Origin of the sequence: Candidatus Aalborgicola defluviihabitans, assembly GCF_016705985.1 — a bacterium.
Taxonomy (GTDB): Bacteria; Pseudomonadota; Gammaproteobacteria; order Burkholderiales; family Burkholderiaceae_C; genus Allorhodoferax; species Allorhodoferax defluviihabitans.
In genome coordinates this window covers 236,517-250,796 of sequence record NZ_JADJKN010000023.1, presented here as the reverse complement: position 1 = coordinate 250,796, position 14,280 = coordinate 236,517, and the positions used below count along the sequence as shown (strand labels likewise).

12 protein-coding genes and 1 riboswitch are annotated in these 14,280 nt (G+C 60.7%); of the genes, 5 read left to right on the top strand and 7 right to left on the bottom strand.

The annotated features are described in order from the left end of the window. The 5 genes from glcE to IPI80_RS17045 all read right to left on the bottom strand — a co-directional run bounded on the left by glcE (position 1) and on the right by IPI80_RS17045 (position 4,996). Positions 1 to 1,227 carry a glycolate oxidase subunit GlcE gene (glcE, locus tag IPI80_RS17065; protein ID WP_413862620.1) on the bottom strand — a complete coding sequence of 409 codons (1,227 nt, stop codon included), beginning with the start codon at positions 1,225 to 1,227 and terminating at the stop codon, positions 1 to 3. 90 nt (positions 1,228 to 1,317) lie between these two features. Further along, positions 1,318 to 2,316 (bottom strand): SMP-30/gluconolactonase/LRE family protein, encoded by a 999-nt coding sequence (locus IPI80_RS17060; RefSeq protein ID WP_413862244.1) that lies wholly within the window; start codon positions 2,314 to 2,316, stop codon positions 1,318 to 1,320. A gap of 101 nt (positions 2,317 to 2,417) precedes the next feature. Continuing rightward, on the bottom strand, positions 2,418 to 3,848 hold the full coding sequence (gene amt, locus IPI80_RS17055; protein WP_413862242.1) for an ammonium transporter: 1,431 nt from the start codon (positions 3,846 to 3,848) through the stop codon (positions 2,418 to 2,420). 12 nt (positions 3,849 to 3,860) lie between these two features. After that, positions 3,861 to 4,199 (bottom strand): P-II family nitrogen regulator, encoded by a 339-nt coding sequence (glnK, locus tag IPI80_RS17050; RefSeq protein WP_413862240.1) that lies wholly within the window; start codon positions 4,197 to 4,199, stop codon positions 3,861 to 3,863. 29 nt (positions 4,200 to 4,228) lie between these two features. Next, the gene (locus IPI80_RS17045) at positions 4,229 to 4,996 is read right to left on the bottom strand and encodes a TorF family putative porin (RefSeq protein ID WP_413862238.1); all 768 of its coding nucleotides are present in this window, start codon (positions 4,994 to 4,996) and stop codon (positions 4,229 to 4,231) included. A gap of 203 nt (positions 4,997 to 5,199) precedes the next feature. Between IPI80_RS17045 and IPI80_RS17040 the strand changes: the two genes are divergently transcribed. The 3 genes from IPI80_RS17040 to IPI80_RS17030 all read left to right on the top strand — a co-directional run bounded on the left by IPI80_RS17040 (position 5,200) and on the right by IPI80_RS17030 (position 9,028). Next, entirely contained in the window at positions 5,200 to 6,747 is a 1,548-nt protein-coding gene (locus tag IPI80_RS17040; RefSeq protein WP_413862236.1) for a YifB family Mg chelatase-like AAA ATPase, read from the top strand. Positions 6,748 to 6,862: 115 nt separating this feature from the next. Further along, complete coding sequence (locus tag IPI80_RS17035) at positions 6,863 to 7,777, top strand: amino acid ABC transporter substrate-binding protein (RefSeq protein ID WP_413862234.1); 915 nt, start codon at positions 6,863 to 6,865, stop codon at positions 7,775 to 7,777. Between the two features lie 60 nt (positions 7,778 to 7,837). Then, on the top strand, positions 7,838 to 9,028 hold the full coding sequence (locus IPI80_RS17030; RefSeq protein ID WP_413862619.1) for an MFS transporter: 1,191 nt from the start codon (positions 7,838 to 7,840) through the stop codon (positions 9,026 to 9,028). Between the two features lie 166 nt (positions 9,029 to 9,194). On the opposite strand, the gene IPI80_RS17025 is transcribed toward IPI80_RS17030, so the two are convergent. Together IPI80_RS17025 and metH are read right to left on the bottom strand one after the other, a co-directional pair. Next, on the bottom strand, positions 9,195 to 9,917 hold the full coding sequence (locus tag IPI80_RS17025; protein ID WP_413862232.1) for a glycine zipper 2TM domain-containing protein: 723 nt from the start codon (positions 9,915 to 9,917) through the stop codon (positions 9,195 to 9,197). Positions 9,918 to 9,936: 19 nt separating this feature from the next. Next, positions 9,937 to 12,681 (bottom strand): methionine synthase, encoded by a 2,745-nt coding sequence (gene metH / locus IPI80_RS17020; RefSeq protein WP_413862230.1) that lies wholly within the window; start codon positions 12,679 to 12,681, stop codon positions 9,937 to 9,939. A 23-nt stretch (positions 12,682 to 12,704) separates the two neighbouring features. Then, a riboswitch (S-adenosyl-L-homocysteine riboswitch) is annotated at positions 12,705 to 12,778 on the bottom strand. A gap of 104 nt (positions 12,779 to 12,882) precedes the next feature. Here metH and IPI80_RS17015 point away from each other — a divergent pair. Together IPI80_RS17015 and IPI80_RS17010 are read left to right on the top strand one after the other, a co-directional pair. After that, positions 12,883 to 13,455: a cyclic nucleotide-binding domain-containing protein gene (locus tag IPI80_RS17015; protein ID WP_413862228.1), complete on the top strand. Its 573-nt coding sequence runs from the start codon at positions 12,883 to 12,885 to the stop codon at positions 13,453 to 13,455. Between the two features lie 79 nt (positions 13,456 to 13,534). Further along, positions 13,535 to 14,155, top strand: coding sequence for a flavin reductase family protein (locus IPI80_RS17010; RefSeq protein WP_413862226.1), 621 nt, complete (start codon positions 13,535 to 13,537; stop codon positions 14,153 to 14,155). Positions 14,156 to 14,280: the final 125 nt, after the last annotated feature.

The following is a 14,280-nucleotide window of genomic DNA, read 5'->3' as shown; positions in this document are numbered from 1 at the left end:
TTACCAGGCGTCAAACAGCCGGTGGGGATTGAAGATGCCGTGGGGGTCCATGCTCTGCTTGAGGCGCTGCTGAATGGCCATCTGCGCCGAATTATTCAAGAGAAATGAGCCTCTAGCCCTCGTCGAATCTACGTAAGGCACTACAAAAAGAGTAGCATTTCCACCATGAGCGTGGGCCTGCGCCTGTAGCGCGGCGGCAGCGTGCAGCGGCGCCCACAGCCAACGCAGGCCGCCGTGCCACTCCACCAACGGGCTGGCAGGCAGGTCCAGCACCGGGGTGGTCTGCGGCACGCTCAGGCGCCACAGCGCTAGGCATGGGTCAGCCGGGCGGGCAAAAAAAGGCAGTTGCTGGTTGCGGCACAGTTCCCAGTCGCCTTGGGCTTGGGCGTTGTCCATGCGCTGGCCCGTCTGTTCGGCCAGCATCTTCTGGCAGGCCGCCTCCACCGCCGCCACGGCACCGCGCAGCCGCACAAACAGCAGGTCCTGGCCCGTATATCCTGTGGTTTCGCCAGCCGTGTCGTCGTGCACCCAGCAGCTGGCATTGAGCGGCAGGGGCTGGCCGCCCCAGCGGTGCAGGCATTCCAGAGCACTGGCCTGGTCCATGGCAAACACCAGAGTGGCCTCGGCGGGGGCCACCGGCAGCACCTTGAGCGAGACCTCGGTGATCAGCCCCAGCGTACCCATGCTGCCCACCATCATGCGGGAGACATCGTAGCCAGCCACGTTTTTCATGACCTGGCCACCAAAGACCAATTCCTCCCCCAGGCCGTTGACCAGATGCAGGCCCAGCACGTATTCACGCACCGCACCGGCACTGGCGCGGGCTGGACCACTCAGACCCGCAGCAACCATGCCACCGATGGTCGCTTTGCTCCCGTCGGCGGTGCCACAAGATGGAGCCCGCTCGCCCAAGGGCTCGGCGTGGGTGGCCGTGGCGGAGGATGACCAGGCAAAGTGCGGCGGCTCAAACGCCAGGCATTGACCATGCTCGGCCAGCAGGGCTTCCAGTTCGGCTAACGGAGTGCCGGCACCCACGGTGACCACCAGTTCCGTGGGCTCGTAGCTCAGAATGCCCGATAGTCCGCGGGTGTCCAGCAACTCGCCCTCGAGGTGGTTGCCATAAAAATCCTTGCTGCCGCCACCGCAGATGCGTAAGGCAGTGCCATTCGACGAAGCGGCGCGGATGTGGTCAGTAATATGGCGCAGGGCCGAATCCATGGTTTGCATGCCCGCCATGGTAGCGGCGGCATTGCCGGCTTAGCGTGAATTTTTTGAAACCACAGGCACCAAAAATTTGTTCCCATGGAGCACCGAAATTCAATCTTGGTACATATTGACCGCCAGGCCCGGTACATCAACACGGGTGGAAAAGACACAGCCCGAATCCGGAAACGCCGCGAGTTCGTCTGCGCTGCGCCCACGACGGGCGGATGTGAGGTACAAGGTTTTCAAGTCTTCGCCACCAAAGCAGGGCATGGTCGGGCATACGGCGGGGGTCGGGTACTGTGCTACCAGACGGCCATCAGGCGCAAAGCGACACAGGCGCTGCCCTTCGTATAGCGCCACCCAGTAGTGGCCTTGCACGTCCACGGCAGCGCCGTCAGGGCGGCCTCCGTACGGCACTGCATTGGACGCTGATGCAGGTGACCATGTCCACCCGGCGGGTTTGGGTGCAAATTGTTGGAACGTGCGCGGTGCGGTCAGGGTATTGGTTTGCAGGTCGCAGTCCCAGGCGCGGATGGCGTGACTGGCGGTATCTGTCCAGTAGGCCGTGCGTTCGTCCGGGCTCCACGCCAAACCGTTGCCTGTCAGGGCATCCCCCACATGACGCTGCACCTGTGGCACGCGGCCACTGCGCGCATCGACAGAGTACAGGGCGGCAGCATGCGCGGTCTTGGTTTCGTCCAGCGTACCCACCCAAAAGCGCCCACGCTGGTCGCACTTGCCGTCGTTGGCGCGCACGCTACCTGTGTCGTACGGCAACGTGGTGACTGGGTCGAGCCCACCACGCCATTCGCGCGCACGAAAAATACCATTGCGCAGCGCAATGACCAACCCACCGAGGGCCGCCGGTGCCAGACATCCAGGCTCGCTGGGCATCTCCCAAGTCTCCACCGTGCCCATATAGACATTGGCGCGCAAGATGGTCTTTGCCGCAATATCGACCCAATACAGCAACTGCTCCAACGGGTGCCAAAAGGGTGACTCCCCCAGCTGGTACGTCAACGGGTTGAGGGTTTGCCATTGCAATGTGTGCGTCTGCGACGGATCAACGGCTGGACCATCGCCAGGAAACGGGTTGGTTTGAGGGAGCATGGCGGACGCTTTCACAATGTGACTCAATGCCAAATTGTGCACCGAACCAGCACAAAAACCCCGGAGGAACACACGTTCGTCCGGGGTTTTGCGCAGCGTGCCTAGCGGCTGTAAGCCGTTTCTCCGTGCGAGGTGATGTCCAGGCCTTCGCGCTCGTCTTCTTCGCTGACGCGCAGACCGATGGTCTTGTCGACGATGAAGTAGGCAACAACCGATACGATGCCCGACCACAGCACAGTCACACCTACGGCCTTGGCCTGGATCCACACTTGCGCGGCAATGGAGTAGTCAGCCGGTGTGACCATGGTTGCCGTCACCCAGTCGCCCATGGCGCTCGGGCCTCCCAAGGAGGGTGATGCGAAGACACCGGTCAACAGGGCACCCAGAATGCCGCAGACACCGTGCACGCCGAACACGTCCAGCGAGTCGTCAGCGCCCAGCATCTTCTTCAGGCCGGTCACACCCCACAGACCGGCAAAACCAGCGATCAGGCCGATCGCCAGACCACCGCCGATGCCGACGTTGCCGGCTGCCGGCGTGATGGCCACCAAACCTGCCACTGCGCCAGACGCAGCACCCAACATGGAGGCTTTGCCCTTGTGCATGGCTTCACCGATAGACCAGGTCAGCACGGCCGCTGCCGTTGCACCCAGGGTGTTGATGAAGGCCAGGGCGGCAAAGCCATTGGCTTCCAATGCGGAGCCCGCGTTAAAGCCGAACCAGCCGACCCACAGCAAGGCAGCACCCACCATAGTCAATGTCAGGCTGTGGGGTGCCATGGCTTCCTTGCCGTAGCCAATACGCTTGCCGATAAAGAAGGCACCGACCAAACCGGCGACCGCAGCGTTGATGTGCACCACCGTACCGCCTGCGAAGTCCATCGCACCCCACTGCCACAGCATGCCAGCCGTGGCATTAACCTTGTCGACCACTTCCTTGCTGATGTAAGCGTCAGGGCCGGCCCAGAACCAGACCATGTGCGCCATAGGCAAGTAGCTGAAGGTGAACCACAGCACCATGAAGGCCAACACGGCAGCGAACTTGATGCGTTCAGCGAATGATCCGACGATCAGCGCGCAAGTGATGCCGGCAAACGTGGCCTGGAATGCGGCAAACACGATCTCAGGGATCACAACGCCCTTGCTGAATGTGGCGGCATTGGCAAAAGTACCCGCAGCGTTGTCCCAGATGCCCTTCATGAGCAACCGGTCAAACCCGCCGATGAACGGGTTGCCCTCGGTAAACGCCAGGCTGTAGCCGTAGATGAACCACAGCACCACAATCATCGAGAACGTGACCATGACCTGCATCAGCACAGACAGCATGTTCTTGCTGCGCACCAAACCACCGTAGAACAGCGCCAGGCCCGGCACAGTCATCAAGATGACCAGCATGGTGGAGACCATCATCCAGGCGGTGTCACCCTTGTTGGGGACCAGTGTTAGCGCGGGTGCCACAGTCTGCGCCAGCGCGACAGAACCCGCGGTTAACAGACTCCAACCCAGCGCAAGGGAAATGAATAATTTTTTCATGGTGTTTTCCAATCACAGGGCGTCGTTGCCGGTCTCGCCGGTGCGGATGCGCACGACCTGTTCCAGGTCGTACACAAAAATCTTGCCGTCGCCGATCTTGCCGGTGCGAGCGGCGCCTTCGATGGCCTCAATCACGCGTTCCACCAGCGCGTCGTCGACCGCCGCTTCTATCTTGACCTTGGGCAAAAAGTCGACCACGTACTCCGCGCCACGGTACAGCTCGGTGTGCCCTTTTTGACGCCCAAAGCCTTTGACTTCGGTGACGGTGATGCCCTGCACGCCCATGCCGGACAGGGCTTCGCGCACCTCGTCGAGCTTGAATGGTTTGATGATTGCCGTTACGAGTTTCATGGTGCTTCCTTGTGTGTTGATCGACGCCATCAGAACGTGTACTTGACGCCGACGGTCAGTGCGTTCTTGCCCAGGTTGTCAAAGCCTCCGACCTTGTAGAACGCGTCCTTGGCGTCAGTGGTCATGGCTGCTATGGAGGCCGTCAGGCCGGTACCGAAGTCCTTGGTCAGCGTCAGCGACCAATCGGTGTAATCCCCTGCATTGCCAGCCTGGTTGGGAATGCTCTGGCGGCCCACGTGCGGAGTCAGCGTGAAGCCATTGCCCAGATCCAATGCGGCAGCCAGTTCAAGGTAGTTCGCACCCTTGCTGTCGGGGTTGGCAATGAAGTTGCTGGTGGCCTGGCTGTACTTGGCGGTGACGATGCCGAAGGTCAGTGCACCATAGACTTCTGTGGTGTTGGCGTTGACCAGCACCTTGTCGGCTGTGTTGCCGGGGTATTGGTAGGTGATCACGCCCACGTCAAAGGTTAAATCTTTGGCGATTTCACCCTTGAAGCCGCCGTACAGATCGACTTCGGTGGAACCATCGGTGGCACCCACATAGTCCTTGATCCAATTGATGTTGGAACCCCAGATGCCAACGTAGGCACCACTCTTGTGGGCGTAGTCAGCCCCCAACTGGAGCGCGGGCTTGAACGACGTCTGTGCCACGCTGCGAAAGCGGTAGTCGCTCACAACGCCTACGTTGAAGCTCAGGGTGGACTGCGGCTCAGCAGCCGGGGCAGCCGTTTGTGCCAGAGCGGCCGTACTGGCCAGTGCACAGGCGAGGGCGAGAAGGGTCTTGGACTTGGTTGGCATTGAAGGCTCCGATCGGTTAAGGGGATAGTCCCACTTAGCACGATGCATGCCACATGCCATTCAAGGTCTGTATCGCGCTTGACCGTTGACGTTGGCGTACAGATATCGCTATCATGACTGTATATATTTACAGTTTGCACTAGTCTAGTGCATAACCTGGGCGCAAAGGTCTGGACAGTGCGCACTTTTTGGGAGCATGGGCTATGGGCTTGTCTTTGGTGCAAAGCCGTGCTTTGCGGGGCCTGGAGGCCGCACGGGTCACCGTGGAAGTGCATCTGGCCAATGGGCTACCCAGCTTTACCCTGGTTGGGCTGGCCGATGTGGAGGTCAAGGAAGCCCGCGAGCGGGTTCGCTGCGCCATTCAAAATGCTGGCTTGCAATTTCCGCACAACCAACGTATCACCGTCAATCTGGCGCCGGCTGACCTGCCCAAAGACTCCGGCCGACTCGACCTTCCCATTGCATTGGGCATTCTGGCCGCCAGTGGGCAGATTGACGGCAGCCGTTTGGCAGACTATGAGTTTGCCGGCGAGCTGTCGCTAACCGGAGCGTTGCAGCCTGTGCGGGGCGCATTGGCCATGGCGTTGGCCTTGCACAGCACCACTGCAGTTCCCAAGTTGGTATTGCCACCCGGCAATGCCGAAGAGGCGGCGCTGGTACCTGGCTCTCAGGTGTACCGGGCCCGCCACCTGCTGGACGTGGTTCGCCAGTTTGTCCCGCCTGGCAGCACTGCAGCGGCCCAGGACGACACGGAGCCCGTGCCCGATGACGGCTGGTGCCGTGTGGAGGCGGTTCTGCACACCCCGCATCGTACCGGCCCCGATATGGCCGACGTCAAAGGTCAGGCCGGTGCCAAGCGCGCCCTGGAAATTGCTGCCGCTGGAGGCCACAGTCTGCTCATGGTGGGGCCACCGGGTTCTGGCAAGTCCATGTTGGCGCAACGTTTTGCCGGACTGCTGCCGCCCATGTCATGTGAAGAGGCGCTGCAAAGCGCCGCCATCAGCAGCCTGCGCGGACGCTTTGCGATTGAAAACTGGGGTCAACGGCCCACCTGCTCGCCCCACCACTCGGCCAGCGCCGTGGCTCTGGTAGGCGGCGGATCACCACCGCGTCCCGGCGAAGTATCCCTTGCCCACCACGGCGTCCTGTTTCTGGACGAAATGCCAGAATTTCAGCGCACAGCACTGGAGGCGCTGCGTGAGCCCCTGGAGACTGGCGCCATCACCATCTCGCGGGCGGCGCAGCGCTGCGAATTTCCGGCGCGCTTTCAATTGGTGGGTGCCATGAACCCCTGCCCCTGCGGTTACCTGGGCAGTGCAAGCCACCGCTGCCGTTGCACGCCCGATCAGATCCGCCGCTACCAATCCAAATTGAGTGGGCCGCTGATGGACCGCATCGATCTGCACGTGGACGTACCCCAGGTGCCCCACTCCGATTTGCTGGGGGCACAGTTGGGTGAATCCAGCACCAGTATTCGCCAGCGTTGCGTGGCGGCTCGCCAGCGGGCCATGGATCGTCAGGGTAGCAGCAATATGGCCCTACAAGGCCAGGCCATTGACCAGCACGCCCTGCTGGCAGCGGATGCACTGCAGTTTTTGCACATGGCCGCAGCGCGCCTGGGCTGGTCGGCGCGCGGCACGCACCGCACACTCAAAGTGGCGCGTACCATAGCCGATCTGGCTGGTTCGCAGCACACGCAAATCGGCCACGTGGCCGAGGCCATGCAGTACCGCCGCACAGTGTCCCCCTAGGACCATCGCGTACTCCGATATGATTCTGCGCTAACTGGGTATCTAGCACACAATGCGCCATACCTTTTTTGGCGGGACAATCCATGCTTCCGTCGCACAACCAGAGTGTCCAACTATGCTGTTTCGCCACGCCACCGCCCTGCGCACACTGAATGCAACTATCCTGACCGCCCTGACCTTGGTTGCCACCTCGTGGTCCGCCAATGCCGGGCCCGTGCTGGAACGCATACGCCAGAGTGGCAAGATCACGCTTGCGCACCGCAGTACAGCCATCCCGTTTGCCTACCTGGACGCTGACAAACACGCCATTGGCTACACCATAGACCTGTGCCTCAAGGTAACTGAGGCGATCCGCAAGAACCTGGCGCTCAAAACATTAACCATTGCGTACCTGCCGGTCACCGAGTTCAACCAGATCAAGGCCATCGAGCAAAACAAGGCTGACCTGGAATGTGGCTCCACGGGCAACAATGCCGAACGCCGTGAAAAAGTGGCCTTCACCATCCCCCATTACATAACCGGCACCCGTTTCATGGTGCGTTCTGACAGCAAAATTACCGACCTGCGGGGTATGGAGGGGCTGACGCTGCTGTCGTCTTTTGGCACGCCTTCGCTGGCAGCTGTCACCCGTGCCAACACCGAGCGGCTGATGCGCATCAACATCATGAAGGTCAACGACCACAAGCAGGCCGCCGAGATGATCGAAAAAGGGCAGGCCGATGCCTTTGCCATGGATGACGTGCTGCTGCTCGGCCTGATCGCCAGTCGTCCCGACCCAACGAAGCTCAAGGTGGTTGGCAAGTACCTGACGCTGGAGCCTCTGTCCATCGTCATGTCCAAAAGCGACCCCGAACTCAAGGCCATAGTCGACGAGGAAATGAAGCGCCTGATCAGTTCCCGCGAGGCCTATACCATTTACGACCGCTGGTTCACCAAACCCATTCCCCCAAACAACACTTCGCTCAACATCCCCATGAATTACCTGTTGCGCGACCTGTGGAAGTACCCTTCCGATCAAGTTTCCGACTAAGCACACAGGCACCCAAAGCTGACACCACAAGCCAGCACACCCGCTTACAACCCGCGCTTGGTGGGCTGGTTGTCATTGGCCCAGCTCATCAGCTGGGGCAGCGTGTTTTATGCCTTCACCCTGATCATGGGGCCGTTGGAGCATGATCTGGGGTTGACCCGTGCACAGTCTTCCCTCGCGTTTAGCCTGGCTTTGCTGGCCGAGGGGCTGATGGCCTACCCTGTTGGGCGCTGGATTGATCGCGGGCACGAGCGCGCCGTCATGACAGCCGGGTCCGTGCTGGCCGGCCTATGCCTGCTGGCCCATGGCTGGGTGACCCATGTAGTGGGTCTGTATGCCGTTTGGGTCGGCTTGGGCCTAGCCATGGCAGCCATGCTGTACGCACCGGTGTTTGCCGTAGTCACCCGACGCTTTCCGCACGACTTTCGTCGCGCCATCATCACCATGACCTTTTTGGGCGGCCTGGCCAGTACCGTATTTATTCCTTTGACGGCGTGGTTGATAGCGCAGTTTGGCTGGCGCCACGCCATGATGGCGCTCGCAATGCTGCACCTGCTGGTGTGTGCACCCCTGCACGCCATCGTGCTGCGTGGCGCACCACGCCCGGCTCCCATCCAGCCGAAGGCGGCGGCAGAAAAAACGCCCGGGTTAATGCACCACCTGACCAGCACGCCGTTTCTGCTGATCGGTGCTTTTGTGGTGCTGATGATGTCTGTGACCGTGGCCCTGCCTGCCCACATGGTGAGCCTGCTGCGCGAGCATGGCCTGGCCGAGGCCTGGGTCATCGCCATTCCGGCCAGCATTGGGGTTGTCCAGGTGTTTGGACGGCTTTTGCTGTATTTTTTTGAACGACACCTTGACCTGCACTTCACCAACCGCCTGATTCCTTGCTTGATTCCTTTGGGGTTGCTGGCTTTGCTGGCAGCACCCTCCACCGCCGGGGCGCACTTTGCCCTGGTCTTGGCGTTTGTGGCGGTATGGGGCATGGGCAACGGCATGCTGACCATCGTCAATGGCACTGTCATTGCCGAATATGTGAACCGAGAGCATGTCGCCACGCTCAATGGTGCTTTGGGTATTCCGCTGGCTTTGGCCCGCGCAGCGGCTCCGTTGGGTCTGGGCTTGCTATGGAGTCCGCAGAATGGCTACACCCTGGGTCTGACGGCGCTGCTGTGCCTCAGTCTCCTGGGAATTGGAGCGTTGGCTATGGCCCAGAAGTTTTCCACAAAACGAAGAATCGCTATAAATTAAATAGCTGTATACGTATATTCCACGAGGGCTAGTGCACATTTTAGTCCACAGCTTCCTGTACAAAGTGCAACGGCATGCAGTGTAGGAGGTCGAACGGGTAGGTTGTAAAACACCCGGTGGGGTGCGCGGTAGCCCAACGTCTTGCCGGCGTCGGGCGGTTAGCACATTACTGGCTCAGAACGCCATCATGGATGTTGACATGCTGCCCTACCGACACCACGGATTGGGTTTCGACCCGCACACCAGCGCCATTGTCCATGCGCACGTCCACCAGGTAAACCGTAACTTTCTTCATCTTCTTTTCGACGCTATTGCCAGCCAAACCACCGCCGACTGCGCCGGCCACCGTAGCGAGGGTTTTGCCAGTGCCACCGCCTACCTGGTTACCCAGAAGACCGCCCAATACCGCGCCAGCGACCGCACCGGCACCACTGCCAGCGCCCTCACGCTCAACTGGCGTAACGGCCACCACCGTGCCGCAATGGGCACACACCGCAACGGGAGGCGGTGGTGGTGTCTGGGTCGCCATTGGCAACTCTGGTGCCGGCGTGGCCACTGGCGATGGGGGTGCAGCGGGTGCGCGTTTTGCTACCTTTTTAGTAGTTGTCTGCGCAGGTTTGACGAGGGCTGGTTCTGGTTTTTCTTCCAAAACGCTGGGTACAGCGAAAACCGGTTCGCTGGTTGCAAGCTGTGCGGTGCTAGCGACCGGTGCAGGGCTGACAACCACAGCTTCTGGCTGAGCGGCAGGCGCCACGGGAGCGGAGCGCATTTGCACCAGCGCCACGCCCATGGCCAGCGTGGCAGCACCCAGTGCGCCAACAGCGGCCCACAGCCAGCGGCTGGAGGTGTTTGGAGTCGGGGATACGGGTGGGGTCAGTTCGTTCGACATAGGTACAGTTTTCCTCTAGTTACAGATTCGGTGCCAACAGGCGCTTCAGGTCGGGCAAATTCATATTGCGTCGCTGAGCCAGGTTCTGCACCTGGTCGTCTCCCACGCGGCCCACGCTGAAATAGGTACTGTCCGGGTGGGCAATGTAGAAGCCGCTGACGCTGGAGGCCGGCGTCATGGCCAGGCTCTCGGTGACGGTCATGCCCACTTCGTCGCACTGCAGCAGGGCAAACATCTCTTTCTTGACACTGTGGTCCGGGCAGGCAGGGTAGCCCGGTGCAGGGCGAATGCCACGGTATTGTTCGGCAATCAGCGCGTCGTGGCCCAGGTCTTCTTGCACCGCATAGCCCCACAGGTCGGTTCGCACCTTCTTGTGCATCAGTTCCGCAAAAGCCTCGGCCAGGCGGTCAGCCAAGGACTTGAGCAGGATGGCGGAGTAGTCGTCGTGCACGGCCTCGAAGGCCTGGGCATGCTTGTCGGCGCCAATGCCGGCGGTCACGGCAAACAGGCCGGCATAGTCCGGGCCCTTGGGCGCCACAAAATCGGCCAGACAGCGGCTGGGCATCTGGATTCCATCGACCACCTGCTTTTCGGTCTGCTGGCGCAGGCCGTACCAGGTCAGGGCCCGCTCGGTGCGGGTCTCGTCGGTGTAAAAAGCAATGTCATCATCGTCCACGCTGTTGGCGGGGTACAGGGCTATCACGCCATTGGCGGTGAGCCAGCGGCCATCCACTATTTTCTTGAGCAATGCCTGCCCGTCGACAAAAACACGTGTGGCTTCTTCGCCCACCACGGCGTCTTTCAGAATGGCGGGGTACGGCCCGGCCAAGTCCCAGGTCTGAAAGAACGGACCCCAGTCGATGAATGGCACCAGCTCGCCCAGATCAAAGTTTTTAAACACGCGCCGGCCAATGAATTTGGGTTGCGGTGGCTGGTAGCCCGCCCACTCCACAGGCGTCTTGTTGGCCCGGGCTTTGGCCAGCGGCCACAGCGGCGTTTGCTTCTTGTTGGCGTGCTGGTGGCGCACCTTGGCGTAGTCGGCGCTCAGTTCCGCGAGGAAACTGGCAGCACCGTCGCCCAGCAGGCTTTGCGCCACGCCCACGCTGCGCGAGGCATCGGGCACATAGGCAACTGGGCCGTCGTAATGCGGAGCAATGCGCACGGCGGTGTGCACCCGGCTACAGGTTGCGCCACCGATGAGCAGCGGGATTTTCTTGATGCGAAAGTAGTCGTCCTTCTGCATCTCACCGGCCACGTACTGCATTTCTTCCAGGCTGGGGGTGATCAGGCCTGACAGGCCCACGATGTCCGCGCCTTCGACCTTGGCGCGCGCCAGAATCTCGTGGCAGGGCACCATGACGCCCATGTTGATCACTTCAAAGTTGTTGCACTGCAAGACCACGGTGACAATGTTCTTGCCGATGTCGTGCACGTCACCTTTGACGGTGGCAATCACGATCTTGCCCTTGGTTTTGACGTCGCGCCCAGCCGCTTCGTCCTGGCGTTTTTCTTCTTCAATATACGGAATCAAATGGGCCACGGCAGACTTCATCACCCGCGCGCTCTTGACCACCTGGGGCAGGAACATCTTGCCCTGACCAAACAGGTCACCCACGATGTTCATGCCAACCATCAGAGGGCCTTCAATCACATGCAGCGGGCGGCCACCCTGGGCCAACACCGCCTGGTAGGCTTCTTCGGTGTCTTGCACGATGAAGTCGGTAATGCCATGCACCATGGCGTGCGAGAGGCGCTGGCCGACCGTTGCCGGGTGCTCCGGCGTGCCACGCCATTCCAGCTTTTTGCTCTCGTCCTTGGCGCCGCTCTTGGCGGTCTCAGCAATCTCAACCAGGCGCTCGCCGGCGTCGGGTCGGCGATTGAGCACGACGTCTTCCACCCGCTCCCGCAGCACCGGCTCCAGGTCGTCATAAACGCCCACCATGCCGGCGTTGACGATGCCCATGTCCATGCCCGCCGCAATGGCGTGGTACAAAAACACAGTGTGAATGGCCTCGCGCACCGGGTCATTGCCCCGAAATGAAAAGCTCACGTTGGACACACCCCCGCTCACCTTGGCGCCGGGCAGGTTTTGCTTGATCCAGCGCGTGGCGTTGATGAAGTCCACCGCGTAGTTGTTGTGCTCTTCGATGCCGGTGGCAATGGCGAAGATGTTGGGGTCGAAGATGATGTCTTCAGGCGGAAAGTCCACCTCGTCCACCAGGATGCGGTAGGCACGCTCGCAGATCTCGATCTTGCGCTGGTAGGTATCAGCCTGACCCTGCTCGTCAAACGCCATCACCACGGCGGCGGCACCGTAGCGGCGCACCAGCTTGGCCTGCTGCTTGAAGGCTTCAACGCCTTCCTTCATGCTGATGGAGTTGACAATGCCTTTGCCCTGCACGCAGCGCAGGCCGGCCTCAATGACGCTCCATTTGCTAGAATCAATCATCACCGGCACACTCGAGATATCGGGCTCAGAGGCGATCAGGTTCAAAAAACGCACCATGGCAGCCTGGCTGTCGAGCATGGCCTCGTCCATGTTGATATCGATGATTTGCGCGCCGTTTTCCACCTGCTGGCGCGCCACGGATAGTGCCTGGTCGAAGTCTCCATTCAAAATCATGCGGGCGAAGGCCTTGGAACCGGTGACGTTGGTGCGCTCGCCAATATTGACAAACAGCGACTGGGCGTTTACGGTAACTGGCTCCAGGCCGGACAGCATCATGGGGGCAACAGCAACAGAATCAGCGGGGGAAGAGGACATACAACTCACCTGTATAAACAGCAGCCAGGTGAGCGTCGTTGGGACATCCAAGCCTGACGGTAGCACTGATGGCTCCGCTGCAACGCTCCTTGGATGCCCCCATTTTACGGGAGAACCTATGTCCTGCCTTGCCGGGGTGGTTTACCATCGCCCCTAATCCCTGCGGCGGCGCCTATCCGTCGCATTTCCGCCGCCTTCACCGTGGGCACACTGTTCATGAGCTCAGACGACCATTCACCTGACACGCAACCGACCGGCGCATTTGAGACCGCGGCCGAGCTGCTGACCGCGCCCAGCGCGCTCATACACCTGAGCCTGGACGAGGCCCGTGTGGTGGTGGGCTACATGACGCCGCGCTACATTCCCACCGACACCACCTTCATCCGCGAAGGGGACGCCGCCGACGAAGGCTTTATGGCCCTGCTACTCGAAGGCGAAGTAGTGGTGGAAAGCGTCACCGTGAGCCGCACCGAGCCAGTCACCATCCGCGTGCTGGGCCCCGGCAGCTTGGTGGGCGAGGTGGGGCTGGTGGACCGGGAGCCCCGCTCCGCCTCCTGCACCACCAGCGCAGATTCGCTGTGCGCCATCCTCACCCGCGACGCCCTTGAGGCCTTGATTAACGAAGAACCCCGCATCGGCTCCAAACTGCTGCTGGCCATTGCTGCCCGCCTGGCCGAGCGGCTGCGCGACAACGCCCGCAAGCTACGGCTCTACGCCAAGCTGGCCAAGGCCATGCAGATGGAAATTGACCGGTTGGTACTGCCACGGGCCTAAAGGCTATTGGCGCCGTAGAGTTACAGGCCACCAGAGCGAATTGACACAAAATGCCGCTAACAAGAGCGCGAACGAAAAGATGCATGAATCCACTCATTCCTACGTGCCCGAACGAGGCCATGGGCTAAAACACGACCCGTTCAACGCCATCGTGGGGCCCAGGCCCATTGGCTGGATTTCGACACGCAATGCATCAGGCCATTTGAACCTCGCCCCCTACAGTTTTTTCAATGCTTTCAACTACACACCGCCCATCATTGGGTTTTCCAGCATTGGGTACAAAGATACCGTTCGCAACATCGAAGAGACTGGCGAGTTTGTTTGGAACTTGGTGACGCGTCCCTTGGCCGAGGCGATGAACCAGACCTGTGCCGCAGTGGGTCCGGAGGTCAACGAGTTTGAGTTGGCCGGCCTCACACCGTTAACGTCGCAGGTCGTTACAGTACCGCGCGTTTTGGAAAGCCCCGTTACCTTTGAGTGCAGGTGTACGCAAGTACTGCAATTGCAGGGTGCCAGTGGCGAGAAGGTTCCTTCGTGGCTCGTGTTGGGTGAGGTAGTTGCTGTGCACATTGCGCAGCGTTTGCTCAAAGACGGGGTGTTTGACACTGCGGGCGCCGAAATTGTGCTTCGGGCAGGTGGTCCGGCGGACTATTTCACCGTCGGGCGCGAGCAGCTTTTTCACATGTTCCGTCCAACCTAGCGCCCACGCGTGCCGCCCCAGCGTTTCTTACCGACAAGACCAATCAAAGCCGATGGACCTTTATGGCCGTCGCCCTCTTTCAGCTCGGTCTCGTACTCTTGCAGTACCTGAACATGCAAAACGCA

Bases quoted from the DNA above. Each gene is read 5' to 3' on its own strand.
- metH (WP_413862230.1), bottom strand. From the start codon at position 12,681: ATGTCCTCTTCCCCCGCTGATTCTGTTGCTGTTGCCCCCATGATGCTG.
- IPI80_RS17045 (WP_413862238.1), bottom strand. From the start codon at position 4,996: ATGCCAACCAAGTCCAAGACCCTTCTCGCCCTCGCCTGTGCACTGGCC.
- IPI80_RS17025 (WP_413862232.1), bottom strand. From the start codon at position 9,917: ATGTCGAACGAACTGACCCCACCCGTATCCCCGACTCCAAACACCTCC.
- glnK (WP_413862240.1), bottom strand. From the start codon at position 4,199: ATGAAACTCGTAACGGCAATCATCAAACCATTCAAGCTCGACGAGGTG.
- IPI80_RS17035 (WP_413862234.1), top strand. From the start codon at position 6,863: ATGCTGTTTCGCCACGCCACCGCCCTGCGCACACTGAATGCAACTATC.
- IPI80_RS17010 (WP_413862226.1), top strand. From the start codon at position 13,535: ATGCATGAATCCACTCATTCCTACGTGCCCGAACGAGGCCATGGGCTA.
- IPI80_RS17060 (WP_413862244.1), bottom strand. From the start codon at position 2,316: ATGCTCCCTCAAACCAACCCGTTTCCTGGCGATGGTCCAGCCGTTGAT.
- IPI80_RS17040 (WP_413862236.1), top strand. From the start codon at position 5,200: ATGGGCTTGTCTTTGGTGCAAAGCCGTGCTTTGCGGGGCCTGGAGGCC.
- glcE (WP_413862620.1), bottom strand. From the start codon at position 1,227: ATGCAAACCATGGATTCGGCCCTGCGCCATATTACTGACCACATCCGC.
- amt (WP_413862242.1), bottom strand. From the start codon at position 3,848: ATGAAAAAATTATTCATTTCCCTTGCGCTGGGTTGGAGTCTGTTAACC.